20 protein-coding genes and 1 pseudogene are annotated in these 22,435 nt (G+C 59.3%); 12 read left to right on the plus strand and 9 right to left on the minus strand.

Features of this window, described 5'->3' with window-relative positions:
- Window positions 1-432: 432 nt before the first annotated feature.
- The 3 genes from CKW16_RS28390 to CKW16_RS28400 form a co-directional block, all read right to left on the minus strand.
- The gene (locus tag CKW16_RS28390; protein WP_095132670.1) at window positions 433-849 is read right to left on the minus strand and encodes an arsenate reductase ArsC; all 417 of its coding nucleotides are present in this window, start codon (window positions 847-849) and stop codon (window positions 433-435) included.
- A gap of 60 nt (window positions 850-909) precedes the next feature.
- Entirely contained in the window at window positions 910-1,845 is a 936-nt protein-coding gene (locus CKW16_RS28395; RefSeq protein ID WP_095132580.1) for a Ppx/GppA family phosphatase, read from the minus strand.
- A gap of 193 nt (window positions 1,846-2,038) precedes the next feature.
- Window positions 2,039-2,857 carry a CHAD domain-containing protein gene (locus CKW16_RS28400; protein WP_095132582.1) on the minus strand — a complete coding sequence of 273 codons (819 nt, stop codon included), beginning with the start codon at window positions 2,855-2,857 and terminating at the stop codon, window positions 2,039-2,041.
- 105 nt (window positions 2,858-2,962) lie between these two features.
- On the opposite strand from CKW16_RS28400, the pseudogene CKW16_RS28405 reads away from it, so the two are divergent.
- Window positions 2,963-3,103: pseudogene (locus tag CKW16_RS28405) on the plus strand (rhizopine-binding protein); the annotation flags it as partial.
- Between the two features lie 57 nt (window positions 3,104-3,160).
- Here the strand turns inward: CKW16_RS28405 and CKW16_RS28410 are convergent.
- The 3 genes from CKW16_RS28410 to CKW16_RS28420 all read right to left on the minus strand — a co-directional run bounded on the left by CKW16_RS28410 (window position 3,161) and on the right by CKW16_RS28420 (window position 5,899).
- Complete coding sequence (locus CKW16_RS28410; protein WP_095132584.1) at window positions 3,161-4,564, minus strand: MFS transporter; 1,404 nt, start codon at window positions 4,562-4,564, stop codon at window positions 3,161-3,163.
- Between the two features lie 624 nt (window positions 4,565-5,188).
- Window positions 5,189-5,620, minus strand: coding sequence for a DUF1801 domain-containing protein (locus CKW16_RS28415; RefSeq protein ID WP_218244137.1), 432 nt, complete (start codon window positions 5,618-5,620; stop codon window positions 5,189-5,191).
- 42 nt (window positions 5,621-5,662) lie between these two features.
- Entirely contained in the window at window positions 5,663-5,899 is a 237-nt protein-coding gene (locus CKW16_RS28420; RefSeq protein ID WP_008151753.1) for a hypothetical protein, read from the minus strand.
- Between the two features lie 172 nt (window positions 5,900-6,071).
- Between CKW16_RS28420 and CKW16_RS28425 the strand changes: the two genes are divergently transcribed.
- Window positions 6,072-7,835, plus strand: a complete 1,764-nt coding sequence (locus tag CKW16_RS28425; RefSeq protein ID WP_095132588.1) for an L-lactate permease — start codon at window positions 6,072-6,074, stop codon at window positions 7,833-7,835.
- Window positions 7,836-8,289: 454 nt separating this feature from the next.
- Here CKW16_RS28425 and glcC read toward each other — a convergent pair whose 3' ends face one another.
- Window positions 8,290-9,057, minus strand: a complete 768-nt coding sequence (glcC, locus tag CKW16_RS28430) for a transcriptional regulator GlcC (protein ID WP_095132590.1) — start codon at window positions 9,055-9,057, stop codon at window positions 8,290-8,292.
- A gap of 234 nt (window positions 9,058-9,291) precedes the next feature.
- Between glcC and glcD the strand changes: the two genes are divergently transcribed.
- From glcD to CKW16_RS28465, 7 genes are all read left to right on the plus strand, one after another.
- Window positions 9,292-10,791: a glycolate oxidase subunit GlcD gene (glcD, locus tag CKW16_RS28435; RefSeq protein WP_095132592.1), complete on the plus strand. Its 1,500-nt coding sequence runs from the start codon at window positions 9,292-9,294 to the stop codon at window positions 10,789-10,791.
- Window positions 10,791-11,855 carry a glycolate oxidase subunit GlcE gene (glcE, locus tag CKW16_RS28440; RefSeq protein WP_095132594.1) on the plus strand — a complete coding sequence of 355 codons (1,065 nt, stop codon included), beginning with the start codon at window positions 10,791-10,793 and terminating at the stop codon, window positions 11,853-11,855. Before glcD ends, glcE begins: the two co-directional genes overlap by 1 nt.
- Window positions 11,856-11,858: 3 nt before the next feature.
- Entirely contained in the window at window positions 11,859-13,076 is a 1,218-nt protein-coding gene (gene glcF, locus CKW16_RS28445) for a glycolate oxidase subunit GlcF (RefSeq protein WP_095132596.1), read from the plus strand.
- A gap of 20 nt (window positions 13,077-13,096) precedes the next feature.
- Complete coding sequence (locus CKW16_RS28450; RefSeq protein ID WP_008157093.1) at window positions 13,097-13,498, plus strand: heme-binding protein; 402 nt, start codon at window positions 13,097-13,099, stop codon at window positions 13,496-13,498.
- Between the two features lie 55 nt (window positions 13,499-13,553).
- Window positions 13,554-15,734 carry a malate synthase G gene (locus CKW16_RS28455; protein ID WP_095132672.1) on the plus strand — a complete coding sequence of 727 codons (2,181 nt, stop codon included), beginning with the start codon at window positions 13,554-13,556 and terminating at the stop codon, window positions 15,732-15,734.
- A 347-nt stretch (window positions 15,735-16,081) separates the two neighbouring features.
- Window positions 16,082-16,969: a YghX family hydrolase gene (yghX, locus tag CKW16_RS28460; protein ID WP_095132598.1), complete on the plus strand. Its 888-nt coding sequence runs from the start codon at window positions 16,082-16,084 to the stop codon at window positions 16,967-16,969.
- Window positions 16,970-17,099: 130 nt separating this feature from the next.
- Window positions 17,100-17,552 carry a hypothetical protein gene (locus CKW16_RS28465; protein ID WP_095132600.1) on the plus strand — a complete coding sequence of 151 codons (453 nt, stop codon included), beginning with the start codon at window positions 17,100-17,102 and terminating at the stop codon, window positions 17,550-17,552.
- A gap of 39 nt (window positions 17,553-17,591) precedes the next feature.
- Here the strand turns inward: CKW16_RS28465 and CKW16_RS28470 are convergent, their stop codons facing one another.
- Window positions 17,592-17,996, minus strand: coding sequence for a RidA family protein (locus CKW16_RS28470; RefSeq protein WP_095132602.1), 405 nt, complete (start codon window positions 17,994-17,996; stop codon window positions 17,592-17,594).
- Window positions 17,997-18,138: 142 nt separating this feature from the next.
- On the opposite strand from CKW16_RS28470, the gene CKW16_RS28475 reads away from it, so the two are divergent.
- Window positions 18,139-19,065 carry a LysR family transcriptional regulator gene (locus tag CKW16_RS28475; RefSeq protein ID WP_095132604.1) on the plus strand — a complete coding sequence of 309 codons (927 nt, stop codon included), beginning with the start codon at window positions 18,139-18,141 and terminating at the stop codon, window positions 19,063-19,065.
- A gap of 64 nt (window positions 19,066-19,129) precedes the next feature.
- Here the strand turns inward: CKW16_RS28475 and CKW16_RS28480 are convergent, their stop codons facing one another.
- A complete protein-coding gene (locus tag CKW16_RS28480) occupies window positions 19,130-19,447 on the minus strand; it encodes a carboxymuconolactone decarboxylase family protein (protein WP_095132606.1) in 318 nt (105 codons plus the stop codon).
- Between the two features lie 212 nt (window positions 19,448-19,659).
- On the opposite strand from CKW16_RS28480, the gene CKW16_RS28485 reads away from it, so the two are divergent.
- Both CKW16_RS28485 and CKW16_RS28490 read left to right on the plus strand, forming a co-directional pair.
- Complete coding sequence (locus CKW16_RS28485; protein WP_095132608.1) at window positions 19,660-21,033, plus strand: glutamine synthetase family protein; 1,374 nt, start codon at window positions 19,660-19,662, stop codon at window positions 21,031-21,033.
- A 10-nt stretch (window positions 21,034-21,043) separates the two neighbouring features.
- A complete protein-coding gene (locus CKW16_RS28490; protein WP_095132610.1) occupies window positions 21,044-22,435 on the plus strand; it encodes an aldehyde dehydrogenase family protein in 1,392 nt (463 codons plus the stop codon).

The raw sequence follows: 22,435 nt of genomic DNA on the forward strand, positions 1-22,435 counted from the left end.
TTGAAAAGGTCGCCGAGGTCGAGCAGGTCCTGTTGAACAGACATAAAAAATCCGATGCCAGAGGTCTGGCATCGGATTTTCGGATAAGCCCGGCTTTGACTCAAATGCTTAAGTGAACAGCATTACGCACAAGGCGGGCTTTGTAAATCGAGTAGGTGGCCGGCGCTGGTCTCCGGCTTACAAGGTTTATCAGGCTTCCCACAGAACAGTTTTGTGCTGTCCTGCTTCACACGGCATAAGGGCTGGATCTCAGCGCGGAGATCTTTCTAACCGTGTACCCTTCGGAACGCGCCCCACGTTTCCTCGCCATCCGCTTGCGCATCAGTCTGCGTCTTCACCTACATCTTCAAGAGTAGTACAAACTCCAAAGCGCAAGGCGGGCTTTTTAGAACGATTTTGCCCTGAGGGCAACATCGTTAGCTTCAGGTGGACCTATGCCTGTCTGGTCTTCACGGTGACGAACATTTTGATGCGGTCGTGAATTTCCTGGAGGGCATGACGAAAAGGCTCATGGCGCTCACTGGTCGTCGGATCTTCGAAACTCCACACCATCACCTCGCCGGAAGTTGGCATCCGGGAGGCTTCTTCGGACGATTTATCACACAGGGTGATGACATAGTCGAACGGCTGCCCCTCAAACTCATCGATTGCTTTACTACGTAACCCCGCGCGGTCTACCCCAATGTGATCGAGAGATTCCAAGGTGCGTGAGTCGATCTCACTGGCCTCAAGGCCAGCGCTGAAGGCTTCGAAGCGTACCGAGTCAGTGTGTCGCAGCAGTGCTTCTGCCATGGGTGAACGAACGTCATTTTTTGCACAAACGAACAGCACTCGACATTTATCAGCCATAACGGACTTCCCCTGTTTCAAACTGTTGGCCTTCATCGAGGCAAGGTTGCTACGGGCTTATCAGTGTTTACTCATCAGACCATGCAGAACGCCGAACCTCAGACCCGGTTCGGAAGGCGTCATATGCGAGACACCAAACACCTTGAATGCCGCCAGCATGAGCACCAGACCGCCAGGCAAGATGCTCTGGCGATGGGTTTGCAAGCCCGCCAGGCCGAGCTGTTTGACATGCCCCACTTCAAGCAGGCGCAACGACAAACGCAACAGGCCGCTATAGGTGATGCCGCTTTCGCCATAGTCATTCAACCCGTTGGCCTTGAGGACTTTGGCCAGCATCCGTGCGGTGCCTGAAGAGCCAATCACCTGCTGCCAACCCAGCGCACGATAACGACGCGCCACTTTTTCAAACTGTAAAGTGGCTACACGCTCTGCCTCCAGAAGCGCCTGAGCCGTGATACAGCCACCCTGAAAGTAACGCGCGCCGAAGTTGCCGCTGCCTATGGCAATACTCTCGGTCATCAAGGGCTGAGCGCCCTGCCCCAGAATCAATTCAGTGGAGCCGCCACCGATATCCACGACCAGTCGCCTGTTTTCGGTACCGGGTATCGTATGGGCGACACCGGCGTACACCAGTCGGGCCTCTTCATGCCCAGAGATGACGTCAATACGAAACCCCAGGTGCCGCTCCGCGCTGGCCAAAAACAGTTGCGCATTGTCGGCTTCGCGCACAGCGCTGGTCGCCACCGCCCGCACACGACCGGCCTCGAAGCCGCGTAACTTTTTGCCAAATCGCGCGAGCGCTTGCCATCCCCGATCCAGAGCCAACTCGTCCAGCGCTCCACCTTGAAACCCCTCCGCCAAACGGACAGGTTCACGCAGGGTTTTCACTTCCTGGATCACGAACCCCTGACGCCCTCGGACTGACTGGCCGATCATCATGCGAAACGCATTAGAACCAAGGTCAATGGCTGCAAATAGAGAGGCATCTCCTTTCATGGGCGGGATTCCTTGCAAGCTGAGCGCTCTAGGCGGTTTGCGAGGATTTTGCCATGGGGTCGATGACGCTAAGATGACACCCGCTACTCTTTACGGATGAGCAGACACCAGGATCGCGGGTCTTGAGGATGTGATCTTCGAAGGACGCAAAAAATGTGTCATCGCGCTGTAACCTTCGACAGTAATACTCAGGCTATACAACGCGTGCTTGTTCTTCTGCTGCCCCTTTAGGCGGCTTTTTTTTGCCTGATGATTTTGGCAGCCGTTTTGCCAAGCCTACCAATTGGATCTCAGCTTTTTCGAGAGCGGTTGCCGCGCAGCCTTGCCAAACCTTTTCCAACGCACGCAGGTCGGATTCGATCAGCGCCTTTTGGCACCATTGATAATGGTCATGCCAGGCGCCCAAAGCCGATTGCAGTGCCTTGAGCGCACTCGCCGCTTTACGCGAAAGCGGTGAAAGACGGGGAAACGCTTCCGTCAGGTAACGCGTTCGCTTGACCAGGATTCTCAACTCGTGCCGATCAAACCCAACGTCATCCACGGCCGCATGCAGCCGGTCAATCTGCTTTTTCAGCGCTTTTTCGATTTGAGGCTGGATGTGTTTTAAACCGCCGCTGACTTCAACTGAGCGAAAAGCGGAAGGCCACTCATCCAGTTGACTGAACAGGTTCTTGAGGACCGGGCTTTTTAGAATCCTGGAGTAGTGAGATGCCAAGCGCGCTTTTCTGGGCTGTACCAGGCCAGGAAAGCCCCTGTCCTCCAGTTCCTGAATCATCACCTCCAGATCGCGAGCAGGTGTGGTCAGTCTTCCCACTTCAGTCGCCGCAGTGTTCAGAGCCACCACGCCGTTGAGGGTGCGCATCGGTCGAAGCAAACTCCTGATACGCCTCACGGCGATCCTCAGATCATGCAAAGCTTCGCTATCAGTTCGTGCCTCCAACCGAGCACGGGCGTGGTACAGGGCAACCTGAAGGGCCAGTATCTCAGCAACGAACTTGTCGACGAATGCCATTCGGTCATCTCATTGAAACGGAATTGACACGAGCTTAGCAGAGCCGTCGATTATCAATGTTGACCTCCATGAGCATTACTGCGCGATATTCCTGACCACGCGAATGACCCCAAGGCGCAAGCAACGAGCGCGCTGCAAGCGGCCATCAAAATGATCAAGGGGGAGCCGGTCGAGGCGGATGTCTGGGTGCCCTTCCAGCTGATCATGCCGGAGCAAGTGGCCGTGTTTGAGCAACGCTACAAGTAACGTCAAACGGGCGCATGGCCTGCGGACGGGAAGTCAGCAGGCCATGCGCGTCGCTGTTTACAGGTCGGTGATTTCCTTATGGCGCGGCACCAGCACCTTCATCACGCTCCACGCCACCAGATAGGCCAGCGCACAGATGGCAAACATGATCATGTAGCCGGTATGGATATCGTTGATCAGTTTGTAATGGTCGATCACCCAACCGCCGATCTTGGTCATCACGACGCCCCCCAAGCCGCCGGCCAAACCACCAATGCCGACCACCGATGCGATGGATTTTTGCGGGAACATGTCAGACACGGTGGTGAATATGTTGCACGACCACGCCTGATGCGCCGATGCGCCCACACCGATCAGCAGCACCGGCACCCAGAAACTGATGTAACCGAATGGCTGTGCCAGCAGTACCAGCAGCGGGAAGAAGGCGATCACCAGCATGGCTTTCATGCGGCCGTCATACGGCGCGTCGCCGCGTGACATGAAATAGCTCGGGAACCAGCCGCCGCCGATACTGCCCACCATGGTCATGCTGTACAACACGGCCAGCGGCAACACGATGGCCTGGCCCTTCATGCCGTATTGCGCAGACAGATAGGTCGGAAGCCAGAACAGGAAGAACCACCACACGCCGTCGGTCATGAATTTGCCGAAGGCAAAAGCCCAGGTCTGGCGGTAGGTCAGCAACTTGAACCACGATACTTTTTTGGCGGCGGCACCCGAGTCTGTGCCGGTGAGCGCTTGCGCGCCCTGATCGCTGCGGATGTAGGCCAGCTCTTGCACCGACAGACGTTTTTGCTGCTCCGGTTTTTCGTACAGCGCAATCCATACCACCACCCAAACGAAGCCCAACGCACCGATCACGATGAACGCCGCTTCCCAACCCCAAAGGCCGGCAATCAGCGGCACGCAGATCGGTGCCAGGATCGCGCCCACATTGGCGCCGGAGTTGAAGATACCGGTGGCGAAGGAACGCTCCTTCTTCGGGAAGTATTCGGCGGTGGCCTTGATCGCAATCGGGAAGTTACCCGCTTCGCCGATCGCCAGCACGGCGCGCGACAGCATGAAACCTGCGATCGAAACCGGGATCACTGCAAGGCCCAAGGCGCTGCTGATGCCGGCAATCCCCTCGCCCATCGGCTCCGCAAAGGCGTGCATGATCGCGCCGGTCGACCAGATGCAGATCGCTACCACATAGGCCTTCTTGGTGCCGATCTTGTCAACGAAGCGGCCGGCGAACAGCATGGAAATCGCGTACACAAACTGAAAGACAGAGGCGATGTTCGCGTAATCGGTATTACTCCAGCCAAATTGTGTCGACAGATCCGGCGCCAACAGACTCAGTACCTGGCGGTCCAGGTAATTGACGGTGGTGGCAAAAAACAACAGCGCGCAAATCGTCCAGCGGTACTTGCCGACGGCCTGGCCGATTCGTTGCGGATTGATGGGCTCGTTCAGATTCATGGCATCACTTTATTGTTGGATTATGGTGATGATCTCTCGGTTTCAAGCGAGATCAATTGTGTCGTGAAGCATCGCCAAAACGCGATGGGTCGGCGCCACTGTATTGCGGGCTCGAAAATGGGTACCCCATGCTCAGCGGCTGGAGTTGGACATTTGGCAAGAGCTATCGGGCGTTTGGTGGGACAGTCGTTTGCAACAGGCGTGACTGTGGGGATGGGCAAGCAGTCAAGGTCGAACCATAGGAAGCGGCATTCAGGGCGATGCGCGGGCGGGTTGTATTCATGATGGGGCCGACACTCTTTTTATTTTTAGGGTTTAACAGTCGGTAATCGTCTGTCGTCGTACAACGTTGCCTTTTATATCGATTTCAATACCGCGCTGTCAATCTGAAAAAACAGCCGTTCGTCTCCACAATGACCGCCCGTTAACATGCTACTTCGTACACAAGCTGCTGGTTGTGGTGCCGTTAGCCTTTTGACGTTTCGGGTATTAAACGCAGGGTATGGATGATTTGATGATTGAGCATTGTTGTACGACAACGCACTTTGCAAGCGCTGACGAGAGACATCGATAGCGGGTTATCTCGTCAGCGTGCTTTTCGACTGGCAGGTCGGTGAAGACGAATCAGATTTCGCTGCCGGTTTGGTGCGATCGTGCCGATGTGTTGAGCGCCACGGCAGCGAGAATGAGCGCCTTCAAAGCTTTCTCATCGAGCTTGTCGCCCTCATGCAAATCAATGGCACGTCGGGTGCTGCCTTCAAGACTGGCATTGAAAAGGCCTGAAGGGTCGTCCAGCGAGGCGCCCTTGGCAAACGTCAGCTTCACGACCTGCTTGTAGGTCTCACCGGTGCAGATGATTCCGGCATGCGACCACACTGGAACGCCCCGCCACTTCCATTCCTCGACCACGTCGGGGTCGGCCTGCTGGATGAGCGCTCGAGCCCGAGCGAGCATCTCGCCTCGCCAATCGCCCAACTCCTTGATTCTCGCGTCTATCAGCTGAGAGGCCGAAACGCCTCCCTCTTCTTCCTTTGCGCCGACCTGCTCTTTCTTCATGATGGTTGTCGCCTTCTTCATGAGGGTGTCCAAAACCGGGCTTTACAGCGTTTTTTGACTGTTGCCCAGGGTCTTGGCCTTCTCGATCCCCCAGTCAAAGGCAGCCTCCATGTCCAGTAGATGCGGTTTTGGATCGTGGTCCTCAAAAATGGCCGTGCCGTCCGGTCGGTAAACACCGATGAACATCCCCAGCGAGCCGTCCTTCAATATCTCGGCTTTGACCTCGATCTTGCATCCGTTCGACAGCGTTTCCTTGTGGTGCATATGGCGTTCGGTCATGGCTGCATTTCTCCCGTCGTTGAAGTCCGAGTAGCGCATTTACCCATTGGCCATGTTAGCTCAGTGCGGCCCACTAAAACGCCTGCCAGGACAGCGGCGTAATGCCACCTATACTGGAAGCCACCGCCCCCTCGGGGTCTGCACTCCCAACAATAAAAAGCAGAGGTGGAACATGGTCTGGCAGCAAATCTACGATCCGTTCGGCAACCCGATACTTTCAACCCTCATGGCAGCAGTGCCGGTCGTGGTGATGCTGGCAGCCCTGGCGTTTTTCCATGTGAAGGCGCATCTGGCAGCATTGATGGCCCTGGCCTCGGCACTGGTGATCGCGATCTTCGCCTTCGGCATGCCGGCGAACATGGCTGGCTCGGCCGCACTGTACGGCGCCGCCAACGGCTTGCTGCCCATTGGCTGGATTGTGCTCAACATCATCTTCCTGCATCGGCTGACCACCGAGAACGGCTCGTTCAAAGTGCTGCAGGATTCCCTCGCGCGCATCACTGACGATCGACGCCTGCAACTGCTGCTGATTGCCTTCTGCTTTGGTGCTTTCTTCGAAGGGGCCGCCGGTTTCGGCACGCCGGTGGCGGTGACCGGGGCGATTCTGATCGGGCTGGGCTTCTCGCCTCTGGCCGCGTCTGGCCTGGCGTTGATCGCCAACACCGCACCCGTGGCGTTCGGTGCGCTGGGCACGCCGATCATCACCCTGGCCAAGGTGACCGGGCTGGATGAAATGGAGCTGTCGATGATGGTCGGCCGGCAATTGCCGTTCTTCTCGGTGATCGTGCCGTTCTGGTTGATCTGGGCCTTCGCCGGCTGGCGCAAGATGCTGGAAATCTGGCCAGCGATTCTGGTGGCCGGGGTCAGTTTCGCCGTACCGCAGTTCCTGGTGTCCAACTACCACGGGCCGATGCTGGTGGACGTGATCGCCGCACTGATTTCCATGGCTTGCCTGACCGGTTTCCTCAAGGTCTGGAAACCGGCCACCGTGCATACCTCAGCCGCGCTGTCAGGGCGGGTAGACAACTCAAAGATCGACGATGAGCACGACGTACAACCCACGGCGACCGCCACCTTCAACAGCGAAAACCGCTCGGCGGTGATGCGCGCCTGGATGCCTTGGATCATCCTCACGATCTTTGTGTTCGCCTGGGGCACCCAGAGCTTCAAAAACATGTTCGATACTCGCGCGGCGATCGATCCGGCCACCAGCTCCGCCAAACTCGACCCGCAAGGCAAACCGATGCGCGAAGCCAACCCGATTTTCGCCCCGACGCTGACCTTCACCACCATTCACCAGCAGATCGAGAAGGTTCCACCGGTGGTGCCTGCGCCGAAAACCGAAGAGGCGATCTACAAGTTCAATTGGTTCACCTCCACCGGTAGCGGCATCCTGTTGTCGGCGATCCTCGGCGGGTTGCTGATGGGTTACTCCATCCCGCAGTTGATCCACCATTACCTGCGAACGATCTGGTTGGTGCGTTACTCGTTGATTACTATCGTGGCGATGCTCGCCCTCGGATTCCTCACCCGCTACTCGGGCCTGGACGCCACCATGGGCCTGGCCTTCGCCGCGACGGGCATCTTCTACCCCATGTTCGGCACACTGCTCGGCTGGCTCGGCGTAGCCTTGACCGGCTCGGATACGGCGTCCAACGTGCTGTTCGGCGGCTTGCAACGGGTGACTGCAGAGCAGCTGGGGATCAGCCCGGTGTTGATGGCTGCCGCCAACAGTTCCGGCGGGGTCATGGGCAAGATGGTCGACGCGCAGTCAATCGTGGTGGCCTCCACCGCCACCCGCTGGTACGGGCATGAAGGGGAAATCCTGCGTTATGTGTTTTTCCACTCGATCATCCTGGCCATTCTGGTCGGTGGTTTGGTGACGTTGCAGGCGTATGTGGCGCCGTTCAGTCATATGGTTGTTGGTGGGCATTGATTGATGTAGTTCGGGATGGGATGGGGGGCATATCCGTTTCTGCGGTGATGGCGACTTAGGGTTCCGCCCTTACGGCGGGTCACTTGGAAAAGCGCCAAGTAACCAAACGCTCTTGCCCCTGACGTACGGTGCCTCGCCTAGGCTCGGCATACCCTCGCTCCGGTCCTGCTCCGTGGGCCTTCCGATGGGGCAAGAAGATCAAAAACAAAAGCGAGGCGGCCTACCGGCCGGCCTATCCTTCGAGCCCGCTCCCGCAGATCATCGGCGGAGCCCCCCAATCCCGAGCCCGGCAAAAATCCAAATGTGGGAGCGGGCTTGCTCGCGAAGGCGGACTCGAATTCACCTTTGATGTCGACTGGCACGACCCCTTCGCGAGCAAGCCCGCTCCCACATAAAGCAGATCGGTGTACAGCTTTTGCTTTTCACCACGCCTCACCCCGATGTGACCCGAGCCTTACGCCCACCCCTCAAGTCGCAACGTGGCCCGAACCAACCGCTGTTCCTCGCTTTCAATTTCCTTGAGGTTCTCGCAGATGCTCTGGATGTGCGCGATGGCCGCCTTGCGCGCCTGCTCCGGCATACGGCCGGTGACGGCGTTGTAGAGCCGCGCATGTTGACGGTCGATCTGACGCTTTTGCGGTTCGCGGTGATAAAGGTTGTTGACCGAGGCAAACACCGTGCTCAGCAGCAAGTCCGTCAGTGAGCGCAAGGTTTGCACCAGCACCGGGTTGTGCGAGGCCTCGCAAATCGCCAGGTGAAACGCATGATCGAGTCGGGCGTGTTCGGACGCCTCCAGCGAACGGCTGTGAGCATTGAGCAACGCCTCGTAGCTGCGGGTGATGAGGACGAAGTCGGCGTCGGTTCCGCGCAACGCCGCCAGGCGTGCGGATTCGCCTTCGAGCAGGCTGCGGACCTCGAACAAATCGTAGAGCGTGCGGGGCTGTGAGCTGAACAAGTGCATCAGCGGCGACGCGGCACCGTGACCCGAAAGGTCGGCGACAAATGAACCTTTGCCCTGCTCTGTCTTGATAATCCCGCGAGCGCGCAACAGCTTCAGGCCCTCGCGAAGTGCCGTGCGGGAAACGCCGAGTTTTTCGGTAAGACGACGCTCCGACGGCAACAGTTGCCCGGTCTTGAGCACCCCGTCCACGATCAGCCGTTCGATGCGTTCACAGACCACGTCGGCGACTTGCGGATTACGGCTCGTTCCTGCCCTTTCCATCGACTCTCCAACTGGTATGACCAGTCTCGCTGCCAAAACCACCAATGTTCAAACACAAACATAAGCTTATGTTTTAAAACTGTTTATTTGAACTCATAAAAAACCATCGAATAAAAAACTGGTTCGACCAGCCAAACAACACATAGACAGTAGAACGCCTCAGGCCAATCATGCAAGTCAGTGGTAAACGGACACAGACCTCCTATAAAAACAACTGAGGGTCGTCAACCGACTATGAACATTCTTTACGATGAACGCGTCGACGGCGTCCTGCCAGACGTCGACAAAACTGCCCTGCTGCAAGCCCTGCAAACGCAGTGGCCGGATCTGGAAGTCCTGCATCAACAGGAAGAGCTCAAACCGTACGAATGCGACGGACTTTCTGCTTACCGCACCACGCCCATGCTAGTGGTACTGCCGCGCCACATTGACGAAGTGCAAGGCGTGCTCCGACTCTGCCATGAGCGGCAGGTCGCGGTGGTCGCCCGCGGTGCCGGCACCGGTTTGTCAGGCGGTGCATTGCCGCTGGAAAAAGGCGTGCTGCTGGTGATGGTACGTTTCAACAACATCCTGCACATCGACCCTGCCGCCCGCACCGCTCGGGTTCAACCGGGGGTGCGCAACCTGGCGATTTCCCAGGCTGCAGCGCCGTTTGGCTTGTACTACGCGCCGGACCCTTCCTCGCAGATCGCTTGTTCAATCGGCGGTAATGTGGCGGAAAACGCCGGTGGCGTGCATTGCCTCAAGTACGGGCTGACCGTGCACAACCTGCTCAAGGTCGACATCCTCACCGTCGACGGCGAACACCTGACCCTGGGTTCGCAAGCGCTCGATTCTCCGGGCTTCGATCTGCTGGCGTTGTTCACCGGTTCCGAAGGCATGCTCGGTGTCATCACCGAGGTCACGGTCAAACTGCTGCCCAAACCCCAGACCGCCAAAGTGCTGCTGGCGGCGTTCGATTCCGTCGAGAAGGCCGGCCGTGCGGTGGGTGACATTATTGCCGCCGGCATCATCCCCGGCGGTCTGGAGATGATGGACAACCTGGCCATTCGCGCCGCCGAAGACTTCATCCACGCAGGGTATCCGGTCGACGCAGAAGCCATTCTGTTGTGCGAGCTCGATGGCGTTGAAGCCGACGTTCATGATGACTGCGACCGCGTACGCCAGGTGCTGGAACAAGCCGGCGCCACCGAAGTGCGCCAGGCTAAAGATGAAGCCGAACGCGTGCGTTTCTGGGCGGGGCGCAAGAATGCCTTTCCGGCGGTGGGCCGTCTCTCACCGGATTATTACTGCATGGACGGGACGATTCCTCGCCGCGAGTTGCCCGGTGTGCTGCAGGCGATCGCCGAGTTGTCGGCCGAGTACGGCCTGCGGGTGGCCAACGTTTTCCACGCCGGTGACGGCAACATGCACCCGCTGATTCTGTTCGATGCCAACCAACCGGGTGAGCTCGATCGCGCTGAAGCCCTGGGCGGCAAGATCCTCGAATTGTGCGTGAAGGTCGGCGGCAGCATTACCGGTGAACACGGCGTGGGCCGGGAGAAAATCAATCAGATGTGTGCGCAGTTCAATAGCGATGAGTTGACCGTGTTCCATGCCGTCAAAGCCGCCTTCGATCCGAGTGGCTTGCTCAACCCCGGCAAGAACATTCCGACGCTGCACCGCTGCGCCGAGTTCGGCGCCATGCACGTTCACATGGGTCAGCTGCCCTTCCCTGAACTGGAGCGTTTCTGATGCGCAGCGAACACGATATCGACGACAGCGCCTCGCTGCTGGAACAGGTCAACCAGGCGCTGCAAAACGCTACGCCGTTGCGCATTCAAGGCTCCAACAGCAAGGCGTTTCTTGGGCGCATCGTGGCGGGCGAAGTGCTCGACACGCGCAGCCACCGAGGCATCGTCAGCTACGACCCGACCGAGTTGGTGATCACCGCCCGCTGCGGTACCCCGTTGGCAGAACTGGCTGAAGTGCTGGACGCGGCGCAGCAGATGTTGCCCTGCGAACCGCCCTCCTTCGGCGACTGCGCCACCGTCGGCGGCATGATCGCCAGCGGGCTGTCGGGGCCACGGCGTCCTTGGTCGGGCTCCGTCAGGGACTTCGTCCTCGGGACACGGGTCATCACCGGCCACGGCAAGCATTTGCGCTTCGGTGGCGAAGTCATGAAAAACGTCGCCGGTTACGACCTGTCGCGCTTGATGGCCGGCAGCTACGGCTCGCTCGGCGTGGTCACCGAAGTCTCGCTCAAGATCCTGCCCAAGCCGCGTCAAGCTTTAAGCATCAGCCTGGAAATGGACAGCGATCGCGCCTTGCTGCGCCTCGCCGAATGGGGGCAACAGCCGCTGCCGATCAGCGCTGCGTGCCACGATGGGCAACGACTGCACCTGCGGCTCGAGGGGGGCGAAGGCTCGGTGGCGGCGGCTCATGACCGACTCGGCGGCGAGTTGCTCGACGCTTCCTATTGGGAGGATCTCAACGAACATCGATTGAGCTTCTTTGATGAGGACCAGGCACTTTGGCGTCTGTCCGTCCCTCACAACACGCCTCGGCTTTCCCTGCCTGGCCGTCAACTGCTCGATTGGGGCGGTGCACAGCGCTGGCTCAAATCTGACGCTGAGGCAGCGTTCATTCGCTCGATCGTCGAAGAAGTCGGCGGGCATGTGACCTGCTATACCCATGGCCTGATCGACAGCCCGTTTCAACCGTTGCCTGCCGCATTGATGCGCTACCACCGGAACTTGAAGCAACAACTCGATCCCCGGGGCATCTTCAACCCCGGGCGCCTGTACGCGGAGCTTTGACCCATGCAGACCACCTTGAGCGAACAAGCCCGCCAGCTACCCCGCGCCGAAGAAGCCGAAAGCATCTTGCGCACCTGCGTGCACTGCGGTTTCTGCAATGCCACCTGCCCGACCTATCAATTGCTGGGCGATGAACTGGACGGACCGCGAGGCCGCATCTACCTGATCAAGCAGGTTCTGGAAGGCAACGAAGTCACGCAGAAGACCCAACAGCACCTGGATCGCTGCCTGTCGTGCCGTAACTGCGAAACCACCTGCCCTTCCGGCGTTGACTACCACAACTTGCTGGACATCGGCCGCGCGGTGGTCGATGCGGCGGTGCCGCGCCCACTCGGTCAGCGCTTGTTGCGCGAGGGACTGCGCAGCGTCGTGCCCAATCCGGCGCTGTTCAAAGGGCTGGTCAGCAGCGGTCAGGTGTTCCGGGCGTTGTTGCCCAACACCTTGCAGATAAAGTTGCCTCGCCGCGTCTATCCGGCCAAACCGCGCCCGGTCACTCGCCACACCCGGCAGGTGCTGATGCTCGAAGGCTGCGTGCAACCGAGCCTGTCGCCGAATACCAACGCGGCCGCCGCGCGAGTACTGGATAGACTGGGGATCAGCGTCACCGCGACCCGCGAGGCGGGCTGTTGCGGCGCCGTGGATTATCACCTCGACGCTCAGGCGGCCGGCCTGGACCGCGCCCGTCGCAACATTGACGCGTGGTGGCCGAGCATTGAAAACGGTGCCGAGGCCATCGTGCAAACCGCCAGCGGTTGCGGTGCCTTCATCAAAGATTATGGCCACCTGCTCAGCACCGATCCGGCGTATGCCGAGAAGGCAAAAAAGGTCAGTGCGCTGGCCAAGGATCTGGTCGAAGTGCTGCGCGACGAGCCGCTGGAAAAACTCGGTGTCCACAGCGACCAGCGCCTGGCATTCCATTGCCCCTGCACCTTGCAGCACGCGCAAAAACTGGGTGGCGCGGTGGAAGCGATTCTGACGAGTCTGGGCTTCAACCTCACGTCGGTTCCCGACAGTCACCTGTGCTGCGGCTCGGCGGGCACCTATTCGCTGACCCAACCCGAACTGTCCCGGCAACTGCGCGACAACAAGCTGAACGCGCTGGAAAGCGGACACCCCGAAGTCATTGTCACGGCCAATATCGGCTGTCAGTCCCACCTCGACGGTGCGGGCCGAACACCTGTCAGGCACTGGATCGAACTGGTCGAAGCCGCCTTGCCATAACCGAGCACTGGAGAGTTCCCATGAAAAGCAAAGCCGTACTGAGCCAGACCGAAGTCAGCCAAATCCTCGCAGCGGCACGCACAGAAGCGCAGAACAACCAATGGGCCGTGACCATCGTGATTGTCGATGACGGCGGCCATCCCCTGGCTCTCGAGCGCCTCGACGGTTGCGCTCCGATTGGCGCCTACATCGCCACCGAGAAGGCCCGCACTTCGGCCCTGGGTCGGCGCGAATCCAAAGGCTATGAAGAGATGGTCAATGGCGGGCGCCACGCCTTTTTGTCCGCGCCATTGCTGACGTCGCTTGAGGGCGGCGTGCCGATCATCGTCGACGGCCAGGTGATCGGCGCGGTCGGGGTGTCCGGTGTCAAAGCCGAGCAGGACGCACAAGTGGCCAAGGCCGGCGCGCAATGCCTGAACTGAATTGAGCCGGGCGCGATTTAGCGCTCGATAACACTGTGTGATGGAGATGCAAAAAGTGACCGATTTCGTGAACTGCCAAGGCCTCACGGTCGCGCCTGTCTTGCAACGTTTCGTTGATCTGGACGTGCTGCCGGGAACCGGCCTGGAACCTCAAGCGTTCTGGAGTGGTTTCGCCGCACTGGTGCATGAACTGGCACCTATCAACCGCGCGCTGCTGGCTGAGCGTGATCGCCTGCAAACCGAACTGGACACCTGGCACCGCGCCCACCCGGGACCGGTGACGGACATGTCGGCTTATCGCAGCTTCCTGAGTGGTATTGGTTACCTGCAACCGCAACCCGCAGACGTCAAGGTCAGCACCGCCAACGTCGATACGGAGATCAGTGTGCAGGCCGGACCGCAACTGGTTGTCCCGGCCGTCAACGCGCGTTATGCGCTGAATGCCGCGAATGCGCGCTGGGGCTCGCTGTACGACGCGCTCTACGGCACCGATGTGATTTCCAATGACGGCGGCGCCGAACCGGGCCGGACTTACAATCCCGTGCGTGGAGAGAAAGTCATCGCGTTTGCCCGTGGTTTCCTGGATCAGGCATTCCCCTTGAGCAGTGGCTCTCATGCGGCAGTGGCGCGCTACCGGATCGACAACGGCACACTGCAGGCCACCTTGAAAGACGGCAGCCAAACCGGTTTATCGAACGCCGCGCAGTACATCGGCTACCAGGGTTCACTCGCTGATCCCACGGCCATTCTGCTGAAAAACAATGATCTGCACGTCGAGATTCAGATCGATCGGCAGAGCGTCATCGGCCTGGCTGACGCCGCTGGGGTCAAGGATCTGCTGATTGAGGCAGCCCTCTCGACCATCATTGATTGTGAAGACTCGGTCGCGGCGGTCGACGCCGATGACAAGGTGCAGGTGTACCGCAACTGGCTGGGTTTGATGAAGGGCGACCTGAAAGAGGACCTGGAGAAAAACGGTAAAACCATCACTCGGCGGCTGAACCCGGACCGCGAGTACACTGCGGCCGATGGCAGCTCACTGTCGCTGCACGGGCGGTCGTTGCTGTTCATCCGCAACGTCGGACACCTGATGACCAGTCCGGCGATTCTCGACAAGGGCGGACTGGAAATCCCGGAAGGCATTCTCGACGGTGTCGTCACCAGCCTGATTGCCCTGCATGACCTGCAACGCCGCGGCAATTCCCGCACCGGCAGCGTCTATATCGTCAAACCGAAAATGCACGGCCCCGCCGAAGTGGCCTTCGCCGAGCAATTGTTCAGCCGCATCGAAGACCTGCTCCAGCTCGAACGTCACACCCTGAAAATGGGCATCATGGACGAGGAGCGGCGCACCAGCGTCAACCTCAAGGCCTGCATCGCCGCAGCTTCCTTACGGGTCGCTTTCATCAACACCGGCTTCCTGGATCGCACCGGCGACGAGATGCACACCGCCATGGAAGCGGGCGCGATGCTGCGCAAGGGCGACATGAAAAACACCGCGTGGATCGAGGCCTACGAGCGCAACAACGTGCTTGTCGGTCTGGACTGTGGATTGCGTGGGCGGGCGCAGATCGGTAAAGGCATGTGGGCCATGCCGGACCGTATGGCCGATATGCTCAAGCAAAAAATCGCCCACCCGCAAGCGGGCGCGAATACCGCGTGGGTGCCCTCTCCGACCGCCGCCACCTTGCACGCGCTGCATTACCACCAGATCAACGTGCGCTCGGTGCAGGAGTCCCTTGAAACAACTGACTTCGGTGCCGCCAACCCGGCACTTCTGCACGGTTTGCTCAGCGTGCCGGTCGTCATCGAGCCATCCTGGTCGGCCGATGAGATTCGTCAGGAAGTCGAAAACAATGCGCAAGGCTTGCTGGGGTATGTGGTGCGTTGGGTCGAACAAGGCATCGGCTGCTCGAAGGTGCCCGACATCCATAACGTGGGCTTGATGGAAGATCGCGCGACCTTGCGCATTTCCAGCCAACACATGGCCAACTGGCTGCAACACGGGGTGATCACCAAGGATCAGACTGTCGAGATTTTGCAGCGCATGGCGCGGGTCGTCGATGAGCAAAACGCCGGTGATCCGATCTACACGCCTATGGCGCCGGACTTCGAGCAGTCGGTTGCATTTCAAGCGGCCTGCGCACTGGTGTTCGAGGGATGTGCACAATCCAATGGCTATACCGAACCGCTGCTGCATAAATTCCGGCGCGTGTATAAGCAGTCGAGGGTGTGAACCTAGGGAACAAAAGAAGAGGCTCCGGCCAATGCCAGTCAGTTCCGCCGTATCGCGATCTGTAGCAGCTGCCGAGCCCGCGAGGCTGCGTTCGGCTGCGTAGCAGTCGTAAAACCAGTAAATACGGTACGTCAGGCATACCGCGTCAGCCGGACTCACGACTGCTACGCAGCCGAACGCAGCCTCGCGGGCTCGGCAGCTGCTACAAAAAGTGTCGCGGCTGAAATTGGCTGACTGACTGGCATTAGTCTCCGGCCTCTTTTTTTTGTGAACGGCTACGCTCGTTAGGTATCGCCCACCCTGTCCAACCGACAGAGCAATCGGCCCGCCCAAGAGGAAGCGCACAGATGACCCGTCTCACTGCGAAAGACTTTGCCCCGGAACTGCTCGAACTGTACGACTACTACGCCCATGGCAAGATCAACCGGCGTGAGTTTCTGGATCGGGCAGCGTTGTTCACCTTGGGCGGTTTGACCGCCAGCGCGCTCCTCGCCGCGCTGAGCCCGAATTATGCGCTCGCCGAGCAGGTTGAATTTACCGACCCGGACATTGTTGCCGAGTACATCACCTATCCATCCCCCAAGGGCAACGGGCAGGTCCGTGGCTATCTGGTGCGCCCGGCGAAAGCCACCGGCAAGGTGCCGGCGGTGGTGGTTGTGCATGAAAATCGCGGGCTCAACCCGTACATCGAAGACGTCGCGCGGCGTGTGGCCAAGGCAGGGTTCATCGCTCTCGCCCCTGATGGCCTGACGTCGGTGGGTGGCTATCCTGGCAACGATGACAAAGGCCGGGAGTTGCAGGCGACCGTCGACCCGGAAAAGCTCATGAACGACTTTTTCGCTGCCATCGAGTGGTTGATGAAGCATGACGCGACTACTGGAAAAGTCGGGATCACCGGGTTCTGTTACGGCGGTGGCGTCGTCAATGCGGCAGCCGTGGCTTATCCGGAACTGGGGGCTGGCGTGTCCTTTTATGGTCGCCAGCCAGAAGCCAAGGATGTCGCCCGAATCAAGGCGCCGGTGATGCTGCACTACGGCGAACTGGATACGCGCATCAACGAAGGCTGGCCCGCCTATGAGAAGGCACTGAAAGCCGCGGGCAAGACTTATGAGGCGTACACCTACCCCGGGGCCAATCATGGTTTCCATAATGACTCCACGCCTCGATACGACGAGGCCGCGGCCAAGCTGGCCTGGGACCGGACGCTGGGGTGGTTTCGGCGGTACCTGGCTTAATGGTGAGGTTGCTCGCCTGTTGCCAGATCCCGCATGAATGGAGGGTTTCGAACAGGCAACGCCAGGAAGACGATTAATGAGCTATACCCGCTAATCTCCCATTGCAGTTCTTCACCACAGGAGGTTGGCAATGAAACGCAGTCACTCACTTGCAGCTCTAATGGTCACCGCAAGCCTTTTCGGCTGCACCACTTCATCCGCCCCTGGAGTGAGCGTTCCTTTGGTTGCCACGCGGCAGAACACCGGTCAGATCGGCAATGTAACGTTGGCCGACTGGGGCAAAGAAACCGGGTTCAGTTTCTTCATCAGTGGTGCTCCAAGCGGAGCGTCTCTGCCCTTGCGCCTCTTCACCTTCATCAACAAAGGCAGCTGCCAGCACCCCGGGCCAGTCGCTTACGCAATGAATGATCATGTCACCACCGAACCCCAGGCCATACGCGGCTGGGCTTTCTCTAGAAGCGCACCTGTCGCACTGCCGGTCCTGCTTGCCGGTGAGTACTCCATCGTCGTTCGAAGTGCACCGGACAGTGGCAACATCGATATTTTTTGTGGAGATATCAAACAGAAAGGCTCGGGGAAATAGCCTCGCTTTGATCTGCTCCGGAGGTTTTCGCTGGTCAGATCATCCCCTGGTGGTTTCTGGAAGCTTGGCGATCACCTTGATCTCGAACTGGTAACCATAGAGCCACGTGACGCCGACGGCGGTCAGCGTCGGGTGCGGCGCGCTACCCCAGAACTCCGGCACAACCTTCCAGATCGTCTCGAACTTTGATTCGGGATCGACGATGAAAACGGTGACGTCAATCACATCGTCGAAGGTGCAACCGGCAGCGACCAGGATGGCATTCAGATTGTTGAACGCGAGTCGGACCTGGGCCTCCAGGTCAGGTTCGGGCGAGCCATCTTCGTGACTGCCGACTTGCCCCGACACGAATAAAAAGCCATTGGACTTGATAGCCGGCGAATAGCGATTGCGCTCATAAAGCGCCTGGCGTCCAGGCGGAAAAACAACATCACGCTGCGTCATAAGTACCTCCATCAATGGGTCAAAGCCGACCCGAAACTAACGATGGAGAGACTGTAAGGACTTGTGCCTGGGCGATAAACAAGCAACCTTGGCTATCACTGTTTGTGAAATCCAAACAATCTGATCGATAGCGGGGGCAGCAATGGACCGTTTTGATGCAATGCAGGCGTTTGCTCGAGTGGTGGAAGCGGGCAGCTTCACCAAGGCGGCCGAAACACTGCATATGAGCAAGACCACCGTGACACAACTGGTGCAGCAGCTGGAGGCTCGGCTGCGCGTTAAATTGCTTAACCGCACGACTCGCAAAGTCAACGTCACTGCCGATGGTGCCGTCTATTACGAGCGAGTGCTACGGCTGCTGGCCGAGATGGACGACGCCGAGACTAGCCTGTCCGGCGCCTCGGCGCTGCCCAGGGGCCGGTTGCGAGTGGATGTGCCGAGCCCGCTGGCCAGCATGATTCTTGTACCCGCATTGCCTGCGTTTTACGTGCGATACCCAGACATCCAGATCGACATGGGCGTAAGCGATCGTATCGTGGATATGATCGATGAGAACGTCGATTGCGTGGTGCGCGGCGGCGAGCTAACGGATCAGTCGTTAATAGCCCGGCGGGTAGGCGAACTGCAGCTTGGCGTTTTTGCAGCGCCGAGCTACCTGGCACGCGTCGGTATGCCCGAGCATCCGCGGGAGCTGGAAGATTCGCATCATCGTATCGTCGGCTTCTTGTGGGCGCGCACCGGCAAAGCCGTGCCCTATGCCATGCGCAACCCCGTTGAGAGTGTCCAGATCAAAGGTCGCTACGCGCTGGCAGTCGACGATGGCAATGCCTACCTCGCGGCCGGCCTTGCCGGACTGGGTGTGCTTTGGCTGCCAAAGTACATGTCCAAGACCTTCGAAGCGCGCGGCGAGTTAGTGCCCCTGTTCGAGAACTGGAGCCTCGATCCGATGCCCATCTACGTGGCATTTCCCCCGAACCGGCATATCAGCATCAAGTTGCGCGTGTTCATCGATTGGGTCGCTGAGCTGATGGCACAACTTGCGCCTGTCAGCGACCGACATGATTCGTGACTACCGCTTTGCGGGGCTCGCTTGTGATCAAGGCGACCAGTGCCCTGTCTTCCAGCGAACTCGTTCACGTCTCAATCACATCATCCGCCCAACTGATGGCCGCAACGACGGTCGGGAAACCGATCGTGCTAGTCAGCGAGATCAGCGTGTGACGGATCTGCTCTGGCGTGGCGCCCGCCTCCAGTGCCCGTCGGGTATGACTGTGCACCGCGCCCTCAGAACGGATGGCCGCCGCGGCACCGAGCTGGATCAGCTGGACAACGATCTCCTCCAGTGGGCCGGTATGACGCACCGCCGTACCCAAGGCCTCCACGGCAGCCAGGTAATCCGGGTACTGCTGTTCGAGACGTTGGTAGGTGTTGTGCTCTCTCTTCTTTGTCATGGTTGTTTCCTCGCGTTGGAGGGCGATCAGTTCTCGCCTTTGCGCCCGACTCATCAGGCTGCGATTTCCGAAACTTGCACACTGCAACAGTAGGCTACGCTTACAGCAGCTCATTGCACACGATGCTCGCGTCTGCAGGTTTTGGTTTGTTCTGGAGAGCGTCTGCAACAGCTATTTCAGACAGGCCCAAACAATTCACGCAGGACTACGTGATGACCGAGCCCCTCCTCAGTTTTGATCAACTCAAGCGTGCTGCCGCCTCCGGCGAGATCGATACCGTTCTGGTCTGCATGGTCGACATGCAAGGCCGACTGGTCGGCAAGCGATTCCAGGTCGAGTTTTTCATCGACAGCGGCCATGAAGAAACCCACTGCTGCAATTACCTGTTGGCCGACGACATCGACATGGAACCGGTGCCGGGTTACGCCGCGGCCAGTTGGAGCAAAGGCTATGGCGACTTTGTGCTCAAACCCGATATGGCCACGTTGCGGCGGGTGCCGTGGCTTGAGTGCACGGCGCTGGTGCTCTGCGATGTGCTCGATCATCACCATCGGCGCGACCTGCCGCACAGCCCGCGGGCGATCCTGAAAAAGCAGGTCGAGCGACTGCGCGAACGCGGCTACACCGGCATGTTCGCCTCGGAACTGGAGTTCTATCTGTTCGACGAGAGTTACGAGGCGATCCACGAGCGCAACTACCACAAGCCGAAAACGGCCGGTCACTACATCGAGGACTACAACATCCTGCAGACCACCCGCGAAGAGCCGGTGCTGAGGGCGATTCGCAAGCATCTGCAGGCCTCCGGTATTCCCGTGGAAAACTCCAAGGGTGAATGGGGGCCGGGCCAGGAAGAGATCAACATCCGTTATGCCGATGCCCTGACCATGGCCGACCACCACGTCATCATCAAGCACGCCTGCAAAGAGATCGCGCAACTGCAGGGCAAGGCGATCACGTTCATGGCCAAGTGGCGCTATGACGCCGCCGGTTCCAGCAGCCACGTCCACAATTCACTGTGGGACAAGAACGGTAAAAAGCCGCTGTTCTTCGACGCCAAGGCTGAGTTCGGCATGTCGAAACTGATGCGTTCCTGGGTGGCCGGGCAGCTTAAATATGCCAACGACATCACCTGTTTTCTCGCGCCCTACATCAATTCGTACAAGCGCTTTCAGGCCGGCACCTTTGCCCCGACCCGGGCGGTGTGGAGTCGGGACAATCGCACTGCGGGCTTTCGTTTGTGCGCAGAAGGCAGCAAATCCATCCGCATCGAATGTCGCATTGGCGGCGCCGACCTCAACCCTTATCTGGCCTTCGCCGCGTTGATCGCGGCGGGACTGGCCGGTATCGACGAGAAGCTCAGCCTTACGCCGCCCTTTGAGGGCGATGCCTACGTCGATGAACACTTGCCTGAAGTGTCGAAGACCCTGCGCGAAGCTTGCGCCGCACTCCAGGGCTCGACCATGTTGCGCGAAGCGTTCGGCGATGAAGTGATCGACCACTACGTGCACACCGCCGAATGGGAGCAGAAAGAGTACGACCGGCGGATTACTGACTGGGAACTGCAGCGCGGTTTTGAGCGCTATTGAGACCGCCATCATGACTTCAACCATTCAACTGATCTCCCCGGTCGATGGCCGGGTCTATGCCGAACGCCGCTGCGCCGATGCGGCGCAAATCGACCAGGCGCTGGCGGCGGCCGAAGCTGCCCAGACGCAATGGAAACGCCGGCCACTGAGCGAACGCGCCGCCTTCTGTAGCGCCGCGGTGGATGCGATGCTGGCGATGAAGGCTGACATCGTGCCGGAACTGGCCTGGCAAATGGGCCGACCGGTGCGCTTTGGCGCGGGTGAACTGCGCGGTTTCGAAGAGCGTGCCCGGCATATGATCGCCATTGCGCCTGAAGCCCTGGCTGCGATTGAACCCACGCCTGTCGCCGGTTTTCGACGCTGTATCAAACGCGAGCCGGTGGGTACGGTATTGGTCGTCGCGCCCTGGAATTACCCCTATCTGACGGCAGTGAATACGATCATCCCCGCGCTGATGGCCGGCAATAGCGTCATCCTCAAACACGCCTCACAAACGCTGCTGGTGGGTGAACGGTTCGCCGAGGCGTTTCGCCGCGCCCATCTGCCCGAAGGGCTGTTCCAGAACCTGCTGCTCAGTCATGTTTATACCGGAGCGATCATCGCCTCTGGACGCGTGCAACAGGTGAACTTCACCGGCTCAGTCGAAGCTGGCAAATCCATGGAACACGCTGCCGTCGGAGGTTTCCTCGGCGTGGGCCTGGAGCTCGGCGGTAAAGACCCGGCCTACGTCCGGGCAGACGCCAACCTCGAACATGCAGTGGAAAACCTGGTGGACGGTAGCTTCTTCAACTCCGGGCAAAGCTGTTGTGCCGTCGAGCGCATTTATGTCGATGAAAAAATTTACCCGGCGTTTGTCGAGCGCTTCGTTTCTTTGACCCGCCAATATGTGCTGGGCAACCCACTGGACGAAGCCACCACGCTCGGTCCGCTGGTGACACCGAACGCCGCTGATTTCGTTCGTGGTCAGATCGCCGACGCACTGACCCAAGGCGCTCGGGCGCTGATCGATCCAAGGGATTTTCCTGCCGATGCGCCGGGCAGCGCCTACCTTGCGCCGCAAGTATTAGTGGATGTCACCCATCAAATGTCGGTGATGCGCGAGGAAAGCTTTGGCCCGGTGGTCGGCATCATGCCGGTGGCCAGCGATGACGAAGCCATCGCCTTGATGAACGACAGTGAGTTCGGGCTCAGCGCGTCCATCTGGACGCAAGACCTTGCCGCCGCCGAACGCCTGGGCAACGAGATCGACACCGGCACCGTGTTCATGAACCGCTGCGATTACCTGGACCCGGCCCTGGCCTGGACCGGAGTGAAGAACAGCGGGCGCGGCGTCACGCTGTCGCGCCTGGGTTATGACAACCTGACGCGAGCGAAATCCTTCCATTTGCGCCACGAGATCTGA

The organism is Pseudomonas sp. Irchel s3h14, assembly GCF_900187425.1.
Lineage (GTDB): Bacteria > Pseudomonadota > Gammaproteobacteria > Pseudomonadales > Pseudomonadaceae > Aquipseudomonas.